Raw genomic sequence first — 22,031 nt, 5'->3', positions numbered from 1 at the left:
CGATTTGCCTCTATTATCTAACCGATTGTCTAAAGATATGCATGAAAAAAGCGTTCAGCTTGATGGGCTGGACGCTTTTTTTCCATATAGAACGGCTTCTAATAATAAATCAGCTAGATGGACGGCACGCATGCTCGGTGAGTGCCCTGAGCGTTTGATGCCTGCTGCCATTTGCAGCTGACAGCCTGGATTAGACGTAACGATGGCAGCGGCCTTTGTTTGAGTGGCTTCTGTCATTTTATGATCTAAAATTTGCATCGACATCTTTGGCTGCAAGATGTTGTAAATGCCAGCTGAGCCGCAGCACCGGCCCGAATCCTTCATTTCTTTAAATGATACACCTTGAATGGCCTTCATCAGCACCCTTGGTGCATGCTGTACGCCCATTCCGTTCCGCAAATGACAAGAATCCTGATAGGTGATGACCTGCTCTGGCAAAGCAAGCGGCATGCGGCGGTGAAATTCCAGCTCCACTAAAATGTCTGATATATCCGTGATTTTCTTTGAGAAGGCTTCACTTCGCTTTTGAAAATCCGGATTATCGCAAAGCAAATGATCATAATCACTTAAAAAAGCGCCACAACCGCCTGCATTCATGACTATGGCATCCGCATCTATCTCTTCAAATGCTTCAATATTCCGCTTTGCTAACTGTTTCGCTTGTTCTTTTTCACCGCTATGGCCATGGAGCGCTCCGCAGCACGTCTGAATAGGAGGGACGATGACGTCACAGCCTGCCAGCTGCAAAAGCTGGATGGTCGCTTCGTTTGTGCTGGAAAAAACGGTGTCCATTAAACAGCCAGTAAAAAAGGCGACCCGTTTTCTCGCTGGGCCGGCGGCTTTGTATTCCGTCAAACGGCTTTTTCGTTGACGCGGCACCTTTGGGAGCGCCTGTTCCATCAGACGTAAATGCGGTGGAAGCACCTTCAGCATGCCAGTTTTGCGGGCAGCCGTTTGCAGACCAGATGTTTGATAAAAGCGAAGAAGTCCTGCTGCTTTCCGCATTCGGCTTTGTGAAGGAAAAAGACCTTTAAACACGACACGTCTTACAAGTTTGACAGGAATGGATTGTTTTTTGTGCTGCTGAATGATGTCTCTTGCATCTTCAAGTAACCGTCCATATTTAACGCCGGAAGGGCAGACCGGTTCACATGCACGGCAGCCAAGACAAAGATTCAGTGAATGCTCGACATCTTCATCTGGCTCAATGACGCCGTCTCTCACCGCCTTCATTAAAGCAATTCGGCCGCGGGGAGAGTGTGTTTCTTGTTGACCAGATTCAATATAAGTAGGGCAGGAAGGAAGGCAGAATCCGCAGCGCATGCAATTGAGCAGCTCTTTTTCGTCCATTTGCTGCTGAAATGCTTGCTGAATCTCTGTTTGTTTAGAACTCATGAGACCACCACCCGCTTTCTTGCGGCTTTTCCGAACACTTTATCAGGGTTCATGATATTTTCCGGGTCAAGCGCTTGTTTGATCGCTTTCATTGCCGCAATGCCTTCTTTTTTAACCTTCAGTTCTAAGTAAGGGGATTTCATAAGACCCACGCCATGTTCACCCGTAATGGTGCCGCCAAGTGAGACTGCTTTTTCAAAAATGGCCTGAAAGGCTTCTTCCACCCGTTTCATTTCTTCTTCATTTCTTGCATCTGCTGCACAAGTAGGATGCAAATTGCCATCACCTGCATGACCAAATGTACAGATTTTCACTTTGTACTGCTTCGCAATGTCTTCGATCGCCCGCACCATGCTGGCAATTTCAGACCGGGGAACTGTGGCATCTTCTAAAATGGTCGTCGGGCTTAAGCGGGCGAGGGCAGATAAAGCGGATCGTCTCGCTGTTAAAAGTGCATTTGCCTCTTCTTCAGAATGTGCGATATTCACTTCTTTTGCACCATGCTGCTGACACACTTTTGCGATGCGCTGCATATCACGGGCAACCGCTTCAGGATGGCCGTCTTGTTCGATTAACAGCACCGCTTGAACGTCAGTCGGCAAACCGATTTTTGCAAAGTCTTCAACGACTTCCAGCGTCGGCTGATCCATAAATTCTAATGTGGCGGGGATGATACGCTCTGCAATAATCGCCGACACTGAAGCGGCGGCTTCCTCTAAACTTTCATATAAGCAAAGCATCGTTTGTTTTGTTTCTGGAAGCGGCAAAAGCTTTAGCGTGGCTTCAGTGACAATCCCGAGCGTTCCTTCTGAACCTACGAACAAACGGGTCATATCATACCCGGCCACGTCCTTTGCAAGCTTGCCGCCTGTTTTGATGATGTCACCGTTTGGCAGAACGACTTCAAGTCCAAGGACATAATCTCTCGTCACTCCATACTTTAACCCCCGGAGACCACCTGAATTTTCATTAATATTTCCGCCTAATGTAGAGATTTTCATAGAGCTAGGATCAGGTGGATAGAAGAGGCCTTTCGCCTCTACTTGGTGAATGAGTTCCTGTGTGATCAATCCAGGCTGCACCGTTGCTGTCAGGTTTTCTTCATCTATTTCTATTAATTGGTTCATTCTTGTAAACAGCAGCACAAGTCCGCCTTGAGTGGGACATGTGCCTGCACAAAGGTTCGTTCCTGATCCTCTTGGCACGATTGGTATGTTGTATGAAGCGCAGAGCCGGACAATTTGCTGGATTTCCTCAGCCGTATGCGGGCTTACGATGACATCTGGCATATGCTGAAAATTTGGTGTTGCATCATAAGAATAGGCAAGCCGATCGGCTTTACTGTCCTGCATGTAAGACGCGCCAACAATCTTTTTTAATTGATTTAAAAATTCAGAATGTAACATACGCATTCAACTCCTATTGATGAGACGTATCGTTTCTTTTCAGTATAAAAAAAGAATCGCCTCATGCCTATGGACGATTCTACAAAATATCGGGCTGTTTGCTTCGTTTTTTTGGATCATTATCTAATAGCATGAAGGCTAAATAAAGGAGCATGGCATCTTGCATGCGCTTTGGATCAAGTGTCGTTAAATCTTGGATTCGTTTTAGCCTGTAATGCAGTGTATTGATATGGACATGCATCGCTTCTGCGGTATATTTCAATGAACAATCTGATGTCATGAGTACCCGCAATGTTTTCACTAATTCAGGATAGGGGAGAAGAGGGGCGATCGTTCGATCAAGAAACACTTCTTTTGTTTCCTGACTTATTTCCTCCATAAAAAGTTCGAGCGTTAAATCTTCATCAAATACAATCGGCGTATCAGCATGTGCCATTTTTAATGCTCGAAAGGCTTGTTGAAACGATTGCTTCATCAAATGAGCAGCTGCTGGTTTTCCCGCTCCAATCAAAACCCCGGGCGAGCTCCGCGCCGTAAGGGAGGCATGGATGTGAAACAGGCGCTGCTGCAGGGCTTTACGATCATCTGCTGTTGTTTGCAGCATGAGTAAAAAGCGGCCATGCCCCCAGCGGACGATGATCTCCTGGCTGTTGAGATGCAGCGTTTCCTTCAATTCTTTGTATTGATTTTGCTTCATAAACGATTCATCCTGACAATCGATCAGGACAACTGCGCGCTCCTTGTTGATATCAAGCTGAAGCCGCGACGCTTTTTCAGTGAGATCAATCGCTGTCTCTGGCAGATGAAGCCAGTCGAATACAAACGCTTCGAGCTGACGTTCATCCGTTTCAGTTTCTTGAAAAAATTCATGTTCATGAATAAGCAGCTCGGTCATTTTTCTTAATATTTCGCCAAAAGGAGACACATGTACAGGATCTCCTGTCATTCCAATGACCCCGATGACCTCTTGCTTAAAATAAATAGGCAGATTGATGCCAGCTTTGACGCCTTTCATGTGCTGCTGGTCATCCTTTGTGAGAATTCGTTTCTGTCCTTCAAAAGATGTCAGATACGCTCCTTCATGAAATTGTCCAACGCGCGCTGGATCTGTTGCTGCAATGATGGTGCCGTTTGTTTGTGCGATGATGATTTCCTCAGTCAGCACCTTTTTAACCTCATCTACGATTTTTTCTGCCAGTGTCATTGTGAGCAAAACGTACCCCTCCGAGATGTTTCTTTTGACACTATCATACCATCATATGCTGGGACATATCTTTCTTTTCATGAGTTATGCTAAAATAATAAACACACATGAAGGAGAAGAAAGGAGACATAGCCATGTCACTGCAAAATCGCTTACAAGACTTACTGAAAGAAGGACAGGCGCTGACCGACTTTGAATATGATGAAGCGGCGCGCCGCAATTGGACATTAGAAGGGGCGAGAATAAAAGAAGAAGCCCGTTTTGGCGATGTATATATAGAGCGTGTAGACAAGGAATCAGAGAACATGATTCAAACAGAAAACGCCTCATTTCTAAACACACCGCTTACATATGTGAAAAAACATCAAAAAGAATTCATTTATATCGAATCCAAGTGGTTTGATGTTGTGAAAGTGGATGGCTTGGCCATTGAATGGGATGAAGTGTTTCAAACGTATACCGTCCTATTCGGTTTAAAACGTCCTAAAAAAGACACGAATATTCTAAAGGACATGCTATCGCCATTAAATGGTGCTCAGCTTCAATTTAATGGACAAGATGGCTTATTTGATGTGAATTTGCAGCTTCTTGAGCTTGAGGATATCCACGAAGATACGGCTTTCATTGACGTCATCTCGGCCGTGTATCGATTTTTATTCCATATGATCATACAGCTTGAAATCAATGAATCAAAAAACGGCTCAAATTCCTGAGCCGTTTTTTTGTCCATCTATTCATTTGATGAAGGTGTGACAAACCGTACATCATGCTCTTTTCCATATTGAAGATAATCTTCATTTGGCTCCTGATTGGTCACGACGATATTAATCTCGTGCAAATCACAAAACGTGGTCAAGGCGTAATGATCGAATTTGCTATCATCCACTAATAAAAAGGTTTTGGCACTTTTTTGAACAAGCGTCTTTTTAATATCGGTTTCAAGCGGAGACGAATTCGTGACGCCGTGATCAATGGATAAACCAGTTGATGCGATAAAGGCTTTATTGACATTGTAAGCTTTTAAGCGCTCAACACTTTGATAACCAACGAAAGAATTCGTTTTTCTTTCAAGCATCCCGCCAGTGGAAAAGATGGTGAGATTTTCATAAGGCATCGCCTGTGTAATGAAATCCACATTATTGGTCACAATGGTCACCTGTTTCTCCGTCAAATAGGGGAGCATCTCAAGCGTTGTCGTACCAGAATCAATAAAAATCATATCCCCGTTTTCCACAAAAGCGGCAGCCGTCTGACCGATCAATTGCTTTTTACTGAGCTGACGGATCTTTCGCTCCTGATACACCACTAACGTTGAGTGGTTCACAGCCACTCCGCCATACACTTTTTTTAGCACGCCGGACTCGACCAACGCCTGTACATCTCGGCGTATCGTGTTTTTGGAGACACCAAAATGCGCCACAAGCTCATCAAGTGAGGCAGATTCCCGGTCAAACACATACTCTTTGATTTGCTGAATCCGTTTTGTTTTTATCATACTTCATATCTCCAATCAATCCGAATGTCCTTTATCCATTATACCAATAAATTCTCTTACATGGATTAGGTCAATTGATTCTCTTTTCTCCTTTGATATAAAAGCGTATGATAGAAAAAAGAAAGAAACCAGAAAGGAACTTTCACTTCTATGAATCAATCAAACAACCCATTTTCAAAGCTTGCGAATTTTAGAGAAGTAGGGGGGCTTCAAACAACAGATGGGATGGTGATCAAACAGAGAATGATTTATCGATCCGCAGACTTATCCCGTTTGTCGAAACAAGACATTGAGATATTCTCAGCACTCGGAATTCAAACCGTTTGTGACCTCCGTACAGCCTCAGAACGTAAATCACATCCGCCAAAGATCAAGGAACACGACAAAATCGTCCATATTCCGATGCAGCCTGACAGTAAGATGCCAAGTAAATGGACCATGTTTCGTATGCTGGTAACAGAAGGGAAGTCTCTCTCATTTACACCGATCATGAAAGAGTTATATCAAAGCATGCTGACAGAGCGTAAAGAAGAGATTCGTCAGCTGTTCACACTGCTTTCAGATCAAAGCCATTACCCGCTGATGCTTCACTGCACGAGTGGCAAGGACCGTACAGGTTTTTTATCTGCCCTGATTCAGTTGGTGGCAGGTGTACCGCTGGCTGTCGTTTTAAGTGAATACATGCGTTCCAATGAAGGCGTGCAAATGCTCGTCAGAAGACAGGAACGATTTGTCCGATTGATGAGTTTATACCGGGTGTCAAAAGAACAAATTCAGCCGCTTGTCGGTGTGCAGCAAGATTATCTTGAAGATGTGCTGCACGAAATGCTGGAGACATACGGGAGTGCAGAGCGGTATTTAATTGAAGCCTGCAAAGTCCCTGAAGCTCAGCTCAATGAAATGAAAAACATTCTGCTTACACCATCTGCTGGCATTCCATCACAAAAAGCGGAATAAACTTAAGATGAGGTGATGCAAAACATGCTGAAAAAGATCAGTATGACAGTTTTAACACTGATGTTGATGTTTGTATTTTTATTGATTCCTTCTAGCAGTCTAGCAGCTCGTGCAGTGCCAAAAGGGAAGCTTGAGAGCACAAGAGAGATGCGCGCGGTATGGATTGCATCGGTTTATAACTTAGATTGGCCCTCAAAGAAGGGGCTGCCCGTAGCAGAGCAGAAGCAAGAGTTTATTCGTTTGTTAGACGAAATCAAAGCGATGAATATGAATGCCGTCATTATGCAAATTAAACCAACAGCAGATGCCTTTTATCCTTCAGCATACGGGCCGTGGTCAGAATATTTGACTGGAACACAAGGGAAAGATCCGGGGTACGATCCGCTTGAGTTTATGATCGAAGAAGCTCATAAACGTGGCCTTGAATTTCACGCTTGGTTTAACCCTTACCGAATCACAATGAATCATACTGATCTCAGCCGTTTGTCTGTCGATCACCCTGCAAGACAGCATCCTGATTGGACGATTGCGTATGGTAATCAGCTTTATTACAATCCTGGTATTTCTGAAACTCAGGACTTCATTATCGGCGGTATAGAAGAAGTTGTGAAAAACTACGATATTGATGCAGTGCATATGGATGATTATTTTTATCCATATAAAATAGCCGGTGTACCATTTCCAGATCAAGAAACGTATGAAACATATGGAAAAAAAGCATTTACACATATAGAAGATTGGCGAAGAGATAATGTGAATCAGCTGGTGAAGAAAATCAATAACACCATTAAGAAAGAAAAACCGTATGTGAAATTTGGTATTAGTCCATTCGGGGTATGGCGCAACATAAAAGATGACCCGACTGGTTCAAACACCACTGCAGGAATGACCAACTACGATGATTTGTATGCTGATACAAGAGAGTGGATTCAGCAGCATGATATTGATTATGTTACTCCGCAAATTTACTGGAGCATCGGCTTTCAAGCTGCCGCTTATGATGTGCTGACGAAATGGTGGTCAAATGAGGTGAAAGGGGAGCCGGTTCACCTGTACATTGGGCAGGCGGCATATAAAATTAATCAAAACAGTGACCCTGCTTGGTCTGACCCGGAAGAATATTTTAGGCAGATTGAGCTGAACAGGCAGTCACAGCTTGTGCAGGGAAGCATGCATTTCAGCCTGAAGGATCTCAATCGCAACCCTTTGAATGTAAAGGATCGATTGATAGAAGAGTCATACAGCAAACCAGCTCTCATTCCAGAAATGCCTTGGCTTCATCAGAAAGCACCTAAAAAACCAATCATTCAATCTGTGAAAAAGACATCGGATGGTGCGGCTTTACAAATCAAAAATGATCCGCATTCTACCGTATCCTATTATGCGGTCTATCGATTAACAAATAAAGGAACGTATGAATTGCTGCAAACGGTTAGAAAAGAAAAAGGCGCCATAACAACGATTAAAGACCTCCCAGTCAATCAAAAGAAAATGGATACTTACAAGATTACGGCTCTTAATCGTCTTCATCACGAAAGCAAGCCTTCTACAAAAATAGTGAAATAACAGAAAAAGCATGAGTGAGATTTTCTTCGTTCATGCTTTTTTTCTATTATTCTTGTTTTAATTTTCTGAATTCAATCAAGCTTGGCATGAAGCAGCTGCTTGATTAATAAATATGATAGAAAAGAGCTAAAGGGGGAAGCAAGATGGATTTTGAATTAACGAAAGAACAACAAATGATCCGCCAGATGGTCAAAGATTTCGCCAAAGCAGAAATTGCACCAATCGCTCAAACCATTGATGAACAGGCCGTATTCCCAGCCAAAACGTTTCAAAAAATGGGAGAGCTCGGCTTTATGGGCATCCCCTTTCCAGAGAAATACGGCGGCTCAGGAGGAGATACGATATCATATGCACTCGCTGTAGAAGAAATCGGAAAACAGTGCGGTAGTACAGGTCTTAGCTATGCCGCAGCCGTCTCCTTAGGCGCAAGCCCGCTTTATTATTTCGGTACAGAGGAACAAAAGATGGACCACCTTGTCCCGCTGGCTTCTGGAACAGCACTTGGTTCCTTCGGATTAACAGAACCAAATGCAGGGTCAGATGCAAAAGGAACGAAAACAAAAGCAGTCAAAGACGGACAAGAGTATGTCATTAGCGGGGAAAAGTGTTGGATCACAAACGCCAATTTTGCCAGAACCATTATCGTCACTGCTGTCTCGGATCAAGATGAAAACGGCCGCCCGATCATCTCCGCCTTCATTGTGGAGAAAGGGCAAAAAGGGCTGACCATTACAAATCCATATGACAAAATGGGCGTGCGCGGTTCAGATACAGCAGAAATCATTTTAGACGGTGTACGTGTACCAGCCCAGAATATTTTAGGAGACCCAACGAAAGGCTTTAAGCAATTTTTATATACATTAGACGGGGGGCGCATTTCAATTGCTGCGTTATCAGTTGGCATCGCACAAGCTGCACTAGATGCTTCGCTCTCGCATGCAAAAGAAAGAAAGCAATTTGGGCAGACCCTTTCTTCCTTCCAAGCGATTCAGTTTAAGCTGGCAGATATGGCGATGCAAATAGAGCTCGCTAGACAAATGGTGTGGAAAGCCGCTTGGCTGAAAGATCACGGCAAGCCGTTTACAAAAGAAGCTGCCTATGCCAAACTCTTCGCTTCTGAAATGGCGACAAAAGCAAGTCTTGATGCTGTTCAAATTCACGGGGGAACAGGCTACATGAAAGAATGTGGTGTAGAACGGCTTGTGAGAGATGCCAAGCTAATGGAAATTGGAGAAGGGACCTCTGAAATTCAGCGTCTAGTCATCGCAAGACAACTGTTAGCGTAATCCGATAATGAAAACGCTTACCATCAATGGAGGAGGAAAGCCATGATGTCGATTCATCCACAGACAATCGGCTCGTTATTAAAAGAGAAAAAGGATCAGCATCCAGGACATGAAGCCATTGTGTATCCAGAACGTTCTTTACGTTATTCATATGAAGCGTTTTATCGAGAAGTCAAGGAAACCGGGAAAGGTCTTATGGCATTAGGGGTTCAAAAAGGGGATCATATCGCCATCATGGCGCCCAATGTACCCGAATGGCTCATGCTGCAATTCGCCTGCGCGTCGATTGGAGCCGTTCTTGTCACCGTGAATACAAACTTTCAATCACAAGAACTCGCTTATTTACTCAAGCACTCTGATAGCAGCATGCTGTTTATCGTAGACGGGTTTAAAGAGACATCCTATGTCAAAATGCTTGAAGAACTCATACCGGAGCTTCAAAACGCTCATCAAGGAGAGATCACATCCTCATCTTTTCCTTATTTAAAAAGTGTCGTCTATATAGGTGAGCACACGCCAAAGGGCATGCGCAGCTGGAACAGTATTCAAGCAGCTGCCAAAAGAACAGAGGATCATGAGTGGGAGAAACGAATGGATGAGCTTGCACCGGATGACGTCATTAATATGCAATATACCTCAGGCACAACCGGCTATCCAAAAGGAGTCATGCTCAGCCATACAAACATTGTCTGCAATGCCAGCCAAATCGCAGATTGTATGAAGCTCACCCAAAAGGACCGAATGTGTATCCCTGTTCCTTTCTTTCATTGCTTTGGATCCGTCCTTGGCGTGCTTGCATGTCTCACAAAAGGAGGAACGATCATTCCAATTGAATCCTTCCACCCAGAGCGAGTTCTTCAAACCGTAGAAAAAGAGAAGTGCACCGTCCTTCACGGCGTCCCGACAATGTTCATTGCAGAGCTCGACCATCCGAATTTTCACCAATACGATCTGTCCACATTACGAACGGGCATTATGGCAGGATCTCTTTGCCCATCCCATGTGATGAAAGCCGTCATTGAACAAATGGGACTGAAGGAGCTCACGATTGCTTACGGCCAGACCGAAAGCTCTCCTGTCATTACCCAAACAAGAACGGATGATTCATTTGAAAGGCGGGTTCAAACGGTCGGCCGGGCACTTCCTCACATTGAAGTGAAAATCACCGTTCCAGGCACGCCGGAGGAAGTACCAAGAGGAGAACAAGGAGAGCTGTGTACAAGAGGCTATCATGTGATGAAAGGCTACTATAAAAATGAAGAAGCCACAAATGAAGTGATTGATCAGGACGGCTGGCTTCATACGGGTGATTTAGCAGAGATGGATGAGGACGGCTATGTGAAAATCACAGGACGGCTGAAAGATATGATCATTAGAGGCGGGGAGAATGTTTATCCAAAAGAAATTGAGGATGTTCTTTATACTCATCCGGATATTCTTGATGCACAGGTCGTTGGTATACCTGACGAGACGTATGGAGAAGAAGCCGCCGCATTCATTCGGCTTAAACAAGGTAGGACGGTGACAATTGAGACACTCACCAGCTATTGTCAGTCGCAAATGGCTCGCTACAAAATTCCTAAATATTTTTTCATCACTGACGAGTATCCAATGACCGCATCAGGGAAGATTCAAAAATTTCGTCTGAAAAAGCAGGCGCTTGATCTAATAAAGGAGTGAAGGCAGTGATGTTTCTAAAAGTACTGATTGCAAATCGAGGCGAAATTGCCCGGCGAATTATTCGAACGTGTAAAAGGCTCGGAATCCACACCGTCGCCGTTTATTCAGAAGCAGATCAGCATGCACTTCATGTGCAAGAAGCAGACAGCGCCTATCCGATTGGAGGCGCGAAAGTATCTGAAAGCTATTTAAACATGGAAGCCATCATTCGTGTAGCCAAACAGACAAATACAGATGCTATCCACCCAGGATATGGCCTCTTATCAGAAAATGCAGCCTTTGCAGAACGCTGCCGCAGCGAAGGAATCGCCTTTATTGGCCCATCCGCACAAGTCATTCAGCGAATGGGGAATAAAATTGAAGCAAGAAAAACGATGGCTCAAGCAGGTATCCCCATTGTACCAGGCGTTTCAGCTCCGCTGCATGATGCAGAAGAAGGGGTCAGTCAAGCGCAGTCACTCGGTTATCCGATCATGCTCAAGGCATCAAGCGGGGGCGGAGGAATTGGCATGCAGCTCGTGCAAAATGACGAGGAGCTGTACAGGGCTTTTGAAGGGAATCAAAAAAGAGCGCAAAGCTTTTTCAACGATGGGACGCTGTATATGGAAAAGGTCATTGAAAACGCTCGGCACATTGAAATTCAGGTCCTTTTTGATTCCTTCGGCCATGGGGTTCACTTATTTGAGCGCGACTGTTCACTCCAGCGAAGACATCAAAAAATCATTGAAGAAGCACCAGCCGTCTGTCTCGATGAATCGGTGAGACATCAGATGGGGGAGATGGCCGTCAAAGCAGCCAAAGCGATTGGGTATGAAAATGCAGGAACGATTGAATGTTTAGTCGATCAGCATCAACAATTTTATTTCCTAGAAATGAACACAAGATTACAAGTAGAGCACCCTGTCACAGAAGAAATTACAGGCATTGACCTTGTCGAGGAACAGCTGAAAATCGCTGCATGTGAGCCGCTTTCCTTTAATCAGGAGGATATTCATCAAATCGGCCATGCCATCGAGGTTAGAATTTATGCGGAAGATCCCGTCACCTTTTATCCATCACCAGGAACGATCACTCAGCTTTCCACACCTGAAGCTCCGTATATCCGTCATGAGTCAAGCGTGACAAATGGAAGCATCATTACCCCTTTTTACGATCCTATGATTGCGAAAATGATCGTTTACGGTGATACACGAAAACTTGCAATAGAACGATTAAAAGGGGCATTACAAGCATATGAAATAGAAGGGATCAAAACCAACTTACCGCTTTTAAGGGAAATGGCCGGATCTTCTGCTTTCTTACAAGGCAGCATCACCACCGATTTTCTCATGAAAAAAAGGGAGGAAAACCGTTCATGAAAACTGTCACAATTCAAATGGCCGGAAACTTGTGGAAGCTTCTTGTGAAACAAGGGGATGAAGTGCAAAAAGGACAGGAGGTTGCCATCTTAGAATCAATGAAAATGGAGATTCCGATCGTTGCTGAAGAGGGCGGGATCATCAGTAAAGTGTATAAGGCAGAGGGAGAGTTTGTCGATGAAGGAGAGGTTCTTTTAGAACTATCAGAATAGGAGGGAGCCAGATGGCATTACCAAAGAGTGTGCTTATCAGGGAGGTCGGCCCGCGGGACGGACTGCAAAATGAATCAGTCTGGCTTGACACAGGCGAGAAGCGAACGTGGATTGATCTGCTCGCAGCAGCCCAGCTCCCTTATATTGAAGTCACATCATTTGTTCATCCTAAATGGGTTCCAGCCTTAAAAGATGCCAAAGAACTCACCCAATCCTTTAACAAAAAAGACGACATCACCTATGCAGCACTCATTCCCAATGAAAAAGGCTTAGCTCATTTTTTTGAAGCCAATCTTGACACTGGCGCTATGTTCATCTCTTCGAGTGAAACACATAACAAGAAAAATATGAATCAATCCATCCACGAAACACTTCCTGTTATCAAACAAATGACAGCTGATTTAAAAGCAGCAGGAAAAAACACGCGCGCGTATATTTCCACCGTGTTTGGCTGCCCATATGAAAAACAAGTGCCAATGGATCAAGTCCTCCGGTTAACGGATATTTTGCTTTCTTATGGCATTGATGAAATATCTCTCGGTGACACCATCGGTGAAGCCCATCCGCTTCAAGTAGAAAGGCGCTTAGACATTTTACTCGAACGTTTTCCTGCTGATAAAATCGCTCTTCATTTTCATGATACGAAGGGGATGGCTCTTGCGAATATTTATACGGCATTAAAAGCTGGGATCACCATATTTGACTCCTCCAGCGGCGGGCTTGGCGGATGTCCCTATGCACCTGGTTCCAGCGGAAATGTGGCGACAGAAGATGTGGTGCATATGCTTCAAAAACTAGGAATTGAGACAAATATTCACCTTCCTGCATTAATTAAAGCGGCAGAATGGATTGAAGCGAAAGTAGATCGAACCCTGCCTAGTCACTGTTTACGTGCTTTTCACTCTCAGACTACTTCATAAAGGATGAATAACATGACATCATTGGTCCATTTTTCGATACAAGATGAACAGATCGGCATCATGACCTTAAACAGGCCAGAACAAGCGAATTCCCTATCTGCTCCAATGCTGGAGGAGATCAATCAAATCATTCAAGAAATCAAACACGATGAAAGCATTCGCTGTCTTCTCATTACAGGAGCCGGTTCAAAAGTCTTTTGTGCTGGAGCAGATTTAAAAGAAAGACGATTGATGACAGAAGCAGAAGCAAAAGGCGCTGTTCTTTCGATTCAGCAAACTTTTATCGAGATTGAATCTATTCCTGTACCTGTCATTGCAGTGATAAATGGACACGCACTGGGCGGAGGACTTGAGCTCGCGCTCGCTTGTGATCTCCGCATTTCACGAGCCGGAGCAAGACTCGGCCTGCCAGAAACAGGACTAGCTATCATACCAGGAGCCGGAGGGACGCAGCGCCTTCCGCGCCTCATTGGACTCGGTAAAGCAAAAGAACTTATTTTCACAGGCGCATCATTACAAGCAGAAGAAGCCATTCAAATTGGGCTGATTGAGCATATCTCTGTAGCAGATTCCCTCATGAACGATGCCATCTCTCTTGCAAAACAAATCATCAAAAATGGCCCGCTTGCCTTAAAAGAAGCGAAACAAGCGATTCAATCAAGCCTTGATCACGATTTGCATACAGGTTTGACAAAGGAATACGAAGCCTATCTACGGCTCATTGAGACAGAAGATCGAACGGAAGGTCTTCAAGCCTTCCAAGAAAAACGAACGCCTCAATACAGAGGCAGGTAGCAAGAAAGGGGAATGGGTATGATCGAAGGATATGAACTAAAAAAACAGCAGATTCTGAAAGGCGGGGCAGACCGATACCATCAAAAAAACAAAGAAAAAGGAAAATTGTTTGTCCGTGACCGCCTCCAGTTGTTATTAGATGAGGATTCTTTCATTGAGGATGCCATGTTTGCCGAGTGTCAAAATGAACATTTACCAGCAGATGGTGTTGTCACAGGGACAGGGCGGATGAATGGGCAGACTGTTTGCGTTATGGCAAATGATTCTACCGTCAAGGCAGGATCATGGGGCGTCAAAACGGTAGAAAAAATCATTAGAATCCAGGAAACAGCCGAAAAGCTCAACTGCCCAATGCTGTATTTAGTTGACTCTGCGGGTGCTAGAATCACCGATCAAATCGCCATGTTTCCAGGCAGAAGGGGTGCAGGCCGCATTTTTTATAACCAAGTGAAGCTGTCTGGACGTATTCCGCAAATTTGTTTACTATTTGGTCCTTCGGCAGCCGGAGGTGCTTACATTCCTGCTTTTTGTGACATCGTCGTCATGGTCGAAGGGAATGCCTCAATGTACTTAGGCTCACCGCGAATGGCCGAAATGGTGATTGGAGAGAAAGTATCCCTTGAAGAAATGGGCGGAGCAAAAATGCATTGCAGCATTTCTGGATGCGGCGATATTTTAGCAAAAACAGAGGAAGAAGCCATTCAAATCGCCCGCACTTATTTAACTTACATGCCTGCCAACTATACAGAAAAACCAAAACGGGCAGCCGCAAAAGCACCTAAACCATCAGAGATCACCATCCAAGACCTCATCCCTAAAGGGCAGAATACCCCTTTTGATATGTATCAGCTCATTGATTTACTCATTGATGAAGGATCATTTTTTGAAATCAAAAAACTGTTTGCCGCAGAATTGATCACAGGCTTTGGCCGCATGAATGGTCAGCCTGTCGGTCTTATTGCCAACCAGCCGAGGGTAAAAGGCGGCGTTTTATTCCATGACTCAGCCGACAAAGCCGCTAAGTTTATTCAGCTATGTGACGCCTTTCATATTCCACTCCTTTTCCTTGCCGATATACCGGGGTTTATGATCGGAACAAAAGTGGAACAAGCAGGCATTATCAGGCACGGGGCGAAAATGATTTCCGCCATGTCAGAGGCAACCGTTCCGAAAATATCCGTCATTGTTCGTAAAGCATATGGTGCAGGTTTATATGCAATGGCGGGACCGGCCTTTGAACCGGACTGCTGTCTCGCACTTCCATCAGCACAAATTGCTGTCATGGGGCCAGAAGCCGCTGTAAATGCTGTCTATGCGAATAAAATTGCCGAACTGCCTGCTGAGGAAAGAGCAGCATTTATTCAAGAGAAACGCAAGGAATACCAGGAAGATATGAATATATATGAGCTTGCCTCTGAAATGATTGTCGATGGTGTCATCCCATTTGACCATTTGCGAGATGAGCTTTGTCATAGATTACAAGCTTATACCTCTAAAGAGATGACATTTACAAGACGAAAACACCCGGTTTATCCGGTCTAAAGGGGGCGGCCTCATGATGAACCTAAAACCAGCGTGGATACCCGAAGAACAGATGATGAAACAAACACGCCTTTACAAATGGATGCATTCACTTGGTTTTTCTACTTATGATGCGTTCTATCAAGCTAGTATCGAGCGGACCGATTGGTTTTGGAGAGAAGCCGAAAAGGCGGTCGGCATCGTGTGGAAGAAGCGGTATGAAGCCGCATTAGGCCAAGATTCATTCATGTGGCCCAATTGGTATAAAGGCGGCCGGCTCAACGTGGTCGAAACGGCTGTTGACAAATGGGCAGAGAATGAAGAAACCCAGCATCAACCAGCTGTGATGTGGAGAAATGAAGCGGGAGAAGAGAGAAGATGGTCGTTCCTCGAACTTCAAGAAAAGGTCAATCGTCTCGCTGCTGGTTTTTTGAAGAAGGGAATACAAAAAGGGGATGTAGCGGTCATTTATATGCCGATGCTTCCGGAAACGGCTGCTGTCATGCTTGCCTTTGCAAAGATTGGTGTCATCTTTAGCCCGGTTTTTTCTGGCTATGGAAGCGAGCCTCTTGCCGTACGTATTCGTGCATCAGGTGCAACCATTGTCGTCACAGGCTCAAGCGTGACGCGCCGGGGAAAGACAATCAACATGCGTGAATGTGCGGCAGAAGCGATCGACAAAACCAAGACTGTCCAAACAGTCATTGTACATGCTTCCTCTTCTACTGGATATAAAGAGGATATTGAGCTAAACGATTTGTTAAAAGAGGAACCACTGAGTAAAACAACTTATCTTTCAAATGAAGATCCCCTTATGATCTTATACACGTCTGGAACAACCGGTACACCAAAAGGGGCTGTCCATACACACGCAGGCTTTCCTGTAAAAGCGGCTTTTGATGCCGGTCTTTGTATGGACGTTGCAAAAGGAGACCGTTTGTTTTGGCTCACAGACATGGGATGGATGATGGGGCCCTTTCTCGTCTTTGGCGGCTTGATCAATGGAGCTACAATTGTTTTATATGATGGCGCCCCCGATTATCCAGATGAACAGCACCTTTGGTCATTCATCCACGAGCAAAAAGTCACCCATTTTGGACTTTCACCTACTTTTGTTCGTTCTGCGATGCAGCAAAACCTTTCAGACATTGAGCTGCCGCATGTGAAAGCCATCATATCTACAGGTGAACCGTGGAATGAAGCACCATGGCAATGGCTTTTTGACACCATTGGTCAAAAGCACATTCCAATCTTAAATTACTCAGGGGGAACAGAGGTTTCTGGCGGTATTGTAGGAAGTACGCTGCTTCGTCTAATCAAACCGATCCTTTTTAATGCGGCCATCTTAGGAATGGCGGCAGATGTGTATAATGAGGCAGGAGAGAGCGTTCTGAATGAGGTAGGGGAGCTTGTTGTGAAAAAGCCGTGGGTCGGCATGACATGTGGGTTTTGGAAAGATCCGGAGCGATATGAAGACACCTATTTTAAACGATTTGATGGGGTATGGACACACGGTGATTGGGTGATGCAATCAGAGGATGGCGCATTCCATATCACGGGCAGATCGGATGATGTCATTAATACAGCAGGTAAACGCATTGGTCCAGCTGAAATTGAATCCATTCTTGTCGGGCATCCAGCCGTACATGAGGCTGCTGTGATTGGAGTAAAGGATGAGGTGAAGGGAGAAGCACTAGTTTGTTTCATTGTGGCCAGTTCACAGACTTTTGAAGAAGCAGCACTCATTCAAGAGCTCAAAATACATGTAGGTTCATATGCGGGAAAAGCGCTCACACCAAAGGAAATTCATCTCATTTCAGCTTTACCGAAAACTAGAAACGGAAAAATCGTCCGGCGTTTATTAAAAGGAGCTTATGAACAGCAGCCTTCACCAGATCTTTCGTCTCTAGATAATCCTGATGTGTATAACAGCATTTGCGAATACTTGAAAAGAAAACAAAGTCCATAAAAAAAGACAGGAGAGCGTCCTGTCTTTTTTATTGCACATGAAAATTCGTGCCATCTGTTGTTTCTTTTACAATACCTGCCCGAATCACAAAATCACCGAAATGTTCATGCTCCTTGCGTTCTTTTGCATAGCGGGGGAGTAGAGTGCCAAGCTCATTTAAAATGTCTTCTTCTCCTACATTTTCTCGGTACAGTTTACTTAATCTGCTGCCATCAAACGCAGCGCCAAGATACATGTTGTATTTACCAGGTGATTTCCCGATAAAACCAATTTCACCAAGCGCATGACGGGCGCATCCATTTGGACATCCAGTCATACGAATCGTGATTTCTTTATCACTTAAGCCATTTTCTTCGACAATCTCTTCAATTTTGTCAATTAAGCGCGGGAGGTAGCGTTCTGCCTCTGCCATCGCTAAGCCGCATGTCGGAAGAGCAACACAGGCCATTGAACTGCGGCGCAGTGCAGAGTGCTGTTGTCCATCTGACAAACCAAACTCCTGAATGAGCTGCTCGATTTGTTTCTTTTTATGAGATGTGACGTTTCCAATGATCAAATTTTGATTCGCTGTTAAGCGGAAGTCACCTGTATGAATCTTTGCGATTTCACGAATGCCTGTCATCAGCGGATAATCATCGTAATCCGTGATACGTCCGCCTTCTACAAACATCGTATAATGCCATCTGCCATTAATGCCTTTTACCCAGCCATAGCGGTCACCGTTATGATCGAAGTGATAATCTCTTGCGTCTAATAGGGTAAATCCAAGGCGGCGCTCAAGCTCTTCTTTTACATTCTCAAGACCGAGGCGGTCCACTGTATATTTAAAGCGGGCATTTTTTCTCACCGAACGGTTTCCGTAGTCCCGCTGGATGGTGATCACTTGTTTGGCAATCTCTACAACTTGTTCCGGTGTACAAAAGCCAATTACTTTTGCAAGCTGAGGATAGGTCGCTGTATCACCATGAGTCATGCCCATTCCACCGCCAATCGCGACATTAAAACCGACTAATTGATCATTTTCAATAATCGCAATGAAGCCTAAATCCTGCGAAAATACATCAATATCGTTAGCAGGAGGGACCGCCACACCAATCTTGAATTTTCTTGGCAAATAAAGTGGACCATACATCGGCTCAACCTCTGTATCAGGCGTTGCTGCTACCTTTTCCTCATCAAGCCAAATTTCATGGTACGCTCTTGTTTGCGGAAGCAGGTCATCACTTAATTTTTTGGCGAGCTCGTATACATCATGGTGCACTTCTGATTGATAGGGGTTTGATGTACACATGACATTACGGTTCACATCGCCGCAAGCAGCGATCGTATCAAGCATAGTGGAATGAATGTCTTGAATGGTCTTTTTCATGTTCCATTTTAAAATACCGTGAAGCTGAAAGGTTTCACGAGTTGTCAGCTTTAACGTACCGTTTCCATATTTATGAGCAAGCTCATCCATCACAAGCCACTGTTTGGATGTAGCGATTCCGCCAGGCAGGCGGACGCGCAGCATAAATTGATAGGCAGGCTCAAGCTTTTGTTTTTGCCGTTCATTTCTCAGGTCACGATCATCCTGTAAATAACTGCCGTGATGCTTCATCAGACGGTTATCATCATCAGGAATACCCGCTGAAATCGGATCGAGCATCACTTCTTTTAAAGTACCCCGTAAATAATCACTTTTTTCTTTGATTTCCTCTACGTCGCTCGGAGGTCCTTCCGGCGCTGTTAATGCTGTCTTCACCATGTAAGTAAAAGCTCCTTTCTTTCAAGCATTCAATCAATATACGTCACGCTGATAGCGTTTTTGCTGCTGCAAGTTGGCTAGATAGCTTTCAGCTTTCTCTTTGCTCATCGCACCTTCTTCTTGGATGATTGATAGAAGGGTATTATGAACATCATGCGCCATATGTTTTTCATCTCCGCAGACATATACATAGGCACCTTGCTCCAGCCATTCGAATAATTCTTTACTTTGTTTCTTCATTTGATGCTGGACATATACTTTTTCCTCTGAATCTCTTGAAAAAGCCACATCCATTTTCGTTAACACACCATCTTTTAACCACTTTTGCCATTCGGTTTGATATAAGAAATCCGTCACAAAGTGCTGATCACCGAAGAACAACCATGACTTTCCGTCTGCACCAACTTCCTCGCGCTCCTGCATAAAGGAACGGAAAGGGGCGATGCCTGTGCCTGGTCCTACCATAATGATCGGTGCTTCAGGGTTTTCAGGTAGCTTAAAGTTTTGATTGTGCTGGATATAAACAGGCAGCTTATCACCTGGCTCTAAGCGCTCCGCACATAAGATTGAGCAGACACCTTGACGTTCTCTTCCGTGAGCATCATATCTCACAGCACCGATCGTCAAATGAACTTCTTCTTCATTTGCTTTCAGGCTGCTTGCAATGGAATAAAGGCGAGCCGGAATTTTTCTTAAAATGGCAGTGAAGTCTGCCGCTGTTCCTTCAAAAGGACCGAAATCACGAGCAGCATCTACTAAATCTCTTCCTGCTATATATGCTTTCAGCTTTTCTTCGTTTCCTTCTTCTAAAAGAGCCTGCAAGGCTTCGCTTTTTGTAAAGGACGCCATCTTTTGAAGAAGAGGTTTTGTCAATACGGTAATCTCAAAATGAGAGGTAAGTGCTTCTTTTAAAGGAAGCGTGTCGCCGTTTTTATGAACGGTTACGGCTTCCTCTGCATTCCATCCGCATGTTGTGATCAGTTCATCAACAAGCGCAGGATCATTTGTTGGATAAATACCAAGGCTGTCACCAGGCTCATAAACAAGTCCTGATCCTTCAAGAGAAAGCTCCAAATGCCGGGTTTCTTTGTTAGAACCGCGGCCATTTAAGTTGATATTTTCAAGCACTTCAGCATAAAAAGGATTTGTTCTTGAGTATTCAGATGCAGCTGTTTGAGTGTTTGCTTCCGCTGATTCCTGCGGGGCTGCTGCAGCTCCGCCTTCGCTAAGTGATGATGCCACCCCTTGAAGCCATTCAGAAAACGGCTCATCATAATCAAGATCACAGTCCACTCGATCGAAAAGACGCGTTCCGCCAAGCTCTTTTAAGCGCTCATCAAATTCTTTACCTGTTTGACAGAAGAATTCGTAAGAGCTGTCACCAAGTGATAGGACAGAAAAGCTTAAATGATCAAGCTCTGGTGCACGTCTGCCGTGAACATATTCATGGAAAGAAAGGGCATTATCAGGCGGATCTCCCTCGCCATGTGTGCTGACGATAATCAGTAAATTGTTTATTTTTTTCAGACTATTTGGTTTAAAATCTGACATAGAAGAGAGCGTCACTTGAAAACCTTTCTCTTCAAGATGCTGAGCTGTCTTTTTTGCTAACCCTTCAGAATTGCCTGTTTGTGAGCCATAAAGGACGGTCACATCTTTGCTGACAGGCTGCGCTGGTGCTGCGGCAGAAGGAGAAGGGGCTAGGGCAGTATTTTCTGATCCGGCTAAAGCTGCCTGTGCTGATAAATAACCGGTAAGCCAAATTTTTTGCTGATCTGTTAAAGTCGGAAGCAGCTGATTAAGCAGTTCTGCCTGCTCCTGACTAAACGGACTGTTCAATACATGAAGTTGCAACGATATCCACCTCACAAGGAATATAAACATAGATTAATTCGATAGGAATTATATATATAGGTTCAATTTGAACTTTACCGAAAGTTTGCCATTAAGTAAAATATATAATATTGATTGTCATGATTAAGATTTCTAATACCTTTGCAAGGTGACAGAACTTGAAGGTGAATCGTTTAATTGTATAAAGCATCTTTAGAAAAATGGGCCGTTTTGAATGAATAAGCGATCGTAAGGAATTGAAAAGGGGTGTATGAAATTGATACTGCTAAAGTTTAAAAATATAAAATGTTTTCGGCTTGTCGCCTTGATTTTTCTCATTTTATTAGTAGCGTGCAATTCTCCAAAGGACAATATAAAAGATTCATACAATCAGAATAAAACAACAGCATCTTTTTCAAAAAAAGGCATCCTGCTAAGAAAAGGGGAGACGAATTTACTTCTTATAAACAATAAAACGCCATTAAAAAGCGATGATTCATTGAAAACTCATCTTCTTATTGAAAAGTATAAAAATGATCTCATCGTTATGGATTTAACAAAAGTAGACTCTAAAGAGCTGTCACAGGGTCAAACGATTGAGGTTTGGTTTGATGAGTTACAAGAATCGTTTCCTCCTAAAGCAAAGGTCGAAAAATATAAAATCATCATGGATAAGTAGGGGAGCAG

Annotated in this window: 18 protein-coding genes; 12 read left to right on the top strand and 6 right to left on the bottom strand. The window is 44.1% G+C overall.

Annotated features, from left to right (window positions below; translation table 11 throughout):
- Positions 1–54 precede the first annotated feature (54 nt).
- From H7F25_RS08015 to H7F25_RS08005, 3 genes are all read right to left on the bottom strand, one after another.
- Positions 55–1,395: a (Fe-S)-binding protein gene (locus H7F25_RS08015; protein ID WP_171464297.1), complete on the bottom strand. Its 1,341-nt coding sequence runs from the start codon at positions 1,393–1,395 to the stop codon at positions 55–57.
- Complete coding sequence (glcD, locus tag H7F25_RS08010; protein ID WP_171464296.1) at positions 1,392–2,801, bottom strand: glycolate oxidase subunit GlcD; 1,410 nt, start codon at positions 2,799–2,801, stop codon at positions 1,392–1,394. The genes H7F25_RS08015 and glcD overlap by 4 nt, the downstream gene beginning before the upstream one ends.
- 79 nt (positions 2,802–2,880) lie before the next feature.
- Complete coding sequence (locus H7F25_RS08005) at positions 2,881–4,014, bottom strand: CdaR family transcriptional regulator (protein ID WP_185854467.1); 1,134 nt, start codon at positions 4,012–4,014, stop codon at positions 2,881–2,883.
- 125 nt (positions 4,015–4,139) lie between these two features.
- Between H7F25_RS08005 and H7F25_RS08000 the strand changes: the two genes are divergently transcribed.
- Entirely contained in the window at positions 4,140–4,718 is a 579-nt protein-coding gene (locus tag H7F25_RS08000) for a hypothetical protein (RefSeq protein WP_024427762.1), read from the top strand.
- A gap of 17 nt (positions 4,719–4,735) precedes the next feature.
- On the opposite strand, the gene H7F25_RS07995 is transcribed toward H7F25_RS08000, so the two are convergent.
- On the bottom strand, positions 4,736–5,500 hold the full coding sequence (locus H7F25_RS07995) for a DeoR/GlpR family DNA-binding transcription regulator (RefSeq protein ID WP_125587029.1): 765 nt from the start codon (positions 5,498–5,500) through the stop codon (positions 4,736–4,738).
- A 150-nt stretch (positions 5,501–5,650) separates the two neighbouring features.
- On the opposite strand from H7F25_RS07995, the gene H7F25_RS07990 reads away from it, so the two are divergent.
- From H7F25_RS07990 to H7F25_RS07945, 10 genes are all read left to right on the top strand, one after another.
- Positions 5,651–6,457 (top strand): tyrosine-protein phosphatase, encoded by an 807-nt coding sequence (locus H7F25_RS07990; RefSeq protein WP_185854466.1) that lies wholly within the window; start codon positions 5,651–5,653, stop codon positions 6,455–6,457.
- Between the two features lie 24 nt (positions 6,458–6,481).
- Entirely contained in the window at positions 6,482–8,023 is a 1,542-nt protein-coding gene (locus tag H7F25_RS07985) for a glycoside hydrolase family 10-like protein (RefSeq protein ID WP_185854465.1), read from the top strand.
- Between the two features lie 143 nt (positions 8,024–8,166).
- Positions 8,167–9,309, top strand: coding sequence for an acyl-CoA dehydrogenase family protein (locus tag H7F25_RS07980; RefSeq protein WP_185854464.1), 1,143 nt, complete (start codon positions 8,167–8,169; stop codon positions 9,307–9,309).
- 42 nt (positions 9,310–9,351) lie between these two features.
- Positions 9,352–10,989 carry an AMP-binding protein gene (locus H7F25_RS07975; RefSeq protein ID WP_185854463.1) on the top strand — a complete coding sequence of 546 codons (1,638 nt, stop codon included), beginning with the start codon at positions 9,352–9,354 and terminating at the stop codon, positions 10,987–10,989.
- An 8-nt stretch (positions 10,990–10,997) separates the two neighbouring features.
- On the top strand, positions 10,998–12,347 hold the full coding sequence (locus tag H7F25_RS07970; RefSeq protein WP_151039964.1) for an acetyl-CoA carboxylase biotin carboxylase subunit: 1,350 nt from the start codon (positions 10,998–11,000) through the stop codon (positions 12,345–12,347).
- On the top strand, positions 12,344–12,559 hold the full coding sequence (locus tag H7F25_RS07965) for an acetyl-CoA carboxylase biotin carboxyl carrier protein subunit (RefSeq protein WP_024425681.1): 216 nt from the start codon (positions 12,344–12,346) through the stop codon (positions 12,557–12,559). The genes H7F25_RS07970 and H7F25_RS07965 overlap by 4 nt, the downstream gene beginning before the upstream one ends.
- Positions 12,560–12,570: 11 nt before the next feature.
- On the top strand, positions 12,571–13,479 hold the full coding sequence (locus tag H7F25_RS07960; RefSeq protein ID WP_024427768.1) for a hydroxymethylglutaryl-CoA lyase: 909 nt from the start codon (positions 12,571–12,573) through the stop codon (positions 13,477–13,479).
- 12 nt (positions 13,480–13,491) lie between these two features.
- Positions 13,492–14,274: an enoyl-CoA hydratase gene (locus H7F25_RS07955; RefSeq protein WP_087977577.1), complete on the top strand. Its 783-nt coding sequence runs from the start codon at positions 13,492–13,494 to the stop codon at positions 14,272–14,274.
- Positions 14,275–14,292: 18 nt separating this feature from the next.
- Positions 14,293–15,816, top strand: a complete 1,524-nt coding sequence (locus H7F25_RS07950; RefSeq protein WP_149126577.1) for an acyl-CoA carboxylase subunit beta — start codon at positions 14,293–14,295, stop codon at positions 15,814–15,816.
- 13 nt (positions 15,817–15,829) lie between these two features.
- Positions 15,830–17,764 carry an AMP-binding protein gene (locus H7F25_RS07945; protein WP_185854462.1) on the top strand — a complete coding sequence of 645 codons (1,935 nt, stop codon included), beginning with the start codon at positions 15,830–15,832 and terminating at the stop codon, positions 17,762–17,764.
- A gap of 28 nt (positions 17,765–17,792) precedes the next feature.
- On the opposite strand, the gene cysI is transcribed toward H7F25_RS07945, so the two are convergent.
- Positions 17,793–19,511: an assimilatory sulfite reductase (NADPH) hemoprotein subunit gene (gene cysI / locus H7F25_RS07940; RefSeq protein WP_185854461.1), complete on the bottom strand. Its 1,719-nt coding sequence runs from the start codon at positions 19,509–19,511 to the stop codon at positions 17,793–17,795.
- Between the two features lie 33 nt (positions 19,512–19,544).
- Positions 19,545–21,365: an assimilatory sulfite reductase (NADPH) flavoprotein subunit gene (locus H7F25_RS07935; protein ID WP_185854460.1), complete on the bottom strand. Its 1,821-nt coding sequence runs from the start codon at positions 21,363–21,365 to the stop codon at positions 19,545–19,547.
- Between the two features lie 256 nt (positions 21,366–21,621).
- On the opposite strand from H7F25_RS07935, the gene H7F25_RS07930 reads away from it, so the two are divergent.
- Positions 21,622–22,023 carry a DUF3221 domain-containing protein gene (locus H7F25_RS07930; protein ID WP_185854459.1) on the top strand — a complete coding sequence of 134 codons (402 nt, stop codon included), beginning with the start codon at positions 21,622–21,624 and terminating at the stop codon, positions 22,021–22,023.
- Positions 22,024–22,031 lie beyond the last annotated feature (8 nt).

Origin of the sequence: Bacillus sp. PAMC28571, from assembly GCF_014250435.1 — a bacterium.
GTDB lineage: Bacteria > Bacillota > Bacilli > Bacillales > Bacillaceae > Bacillus > Bacillus safensis.
This window is presented reverse-complemented; position numbering and strand designations above follow the sequence as displayed.

Coding starts and splice junctions, on each gene's coding strand:
- H7F25_RS08015 (WP_171464297.1), bottom strand. CDS start 1,395: ATGAGTTCTAAACAAACAGAGATTCAGCAAGCATTTCAGCAGCAAATG.
- glcD (WP_171464296.1), bottom strand. CDS start 2,801: ATGTTACATTCTGAATTTTTAAATCAATTAAAAAAGATTGTTGGCGCG.
- H7F25_RS08000 (WP_024427762.1), top strand. CDS start 4,140: ATGTCACTGCAAAATCGCTTACAAGACTTACTGAAAGAAGGACAGGCG.
- H7F25_RS07995 (WP_125587029.1), bottom strand. CDS start 5,500: ATGATAAAAACAAAACGGATTCAGCAAATCAAAGAGTATGTGTTTGAC.
- H7F25_RS07990 (WP_185854466.1), top strand. CDS start 5,651: ATGAATCAATCAAACAACCCATTTTCAAAGCTTGCGAATTTTAGAGAA.
- H7F25_RS07985 (WP_185854465.1), top strand. CDS start 6,482: ATGCTGAAAAAGATCAGTATGACAGTTTTAACACTGATGTTGATGTTT.
- H7F25_RS07980 (WP_185854464.1), top strand. CDS start 8,167: ATGGATTTTGAATTAACGAAAGAACAACAAATGATCCGCCAGATGGTC.
- H7F25_RS07975 (WP_185854463.1), top strand. CDS start 9,352: ATGATGTCGATTCATCCACAGACAATCGGCTCGTTATTAAAAGAGAAA.
- H7F25_RS07970 (WP_151039964.1), top strand. CDS start 10,998: ATGTTTCTAAAAGTACTGATTGCAAATCGAGGCGAAATTGCCCGGCGA.
- H7F25_RS07965 (WP_024425681.1), top strand. CDS start 12,344: ATGAAAACTGTCACAATTCAAATGGCCGGAAACTTGTGGAAGCTTCTT.
- H7F25_RS07960 (WP_024427768.1), top strand. CDS start 12,571: ATGGCATTACCAAAGAGTGTGCTTATCAGGGAGGTCGGCCCGCGGGAC.
- H7F25_RS07955 (WP_087977577.1), top strand. CDS start 13,492: ATGACATCATTGGTCCATTTTTCGATACAAGATGAACAGATCGGCATC.
- H7F25_RS07950 (WP_149126577.1), top strand. CDS start 14,293: ATGATCGAAGGATATGAACTAAAAAAACAGCAGATTCTGAAAGGCGGG.
- H7F25_RS07945 (WP_185854462.1), top strand. CDS start 15,830: ATGATGAACCTAAAACCAGCGTGGATACCCGAAGAACAGATGATGAAA.
- cysI (WP_185854461.1), bottom strand. CDS start 19,511: ATGGTGAAGACAGCATTAACAGCGCCGGAAGGACCTCCGAGCGACGTA.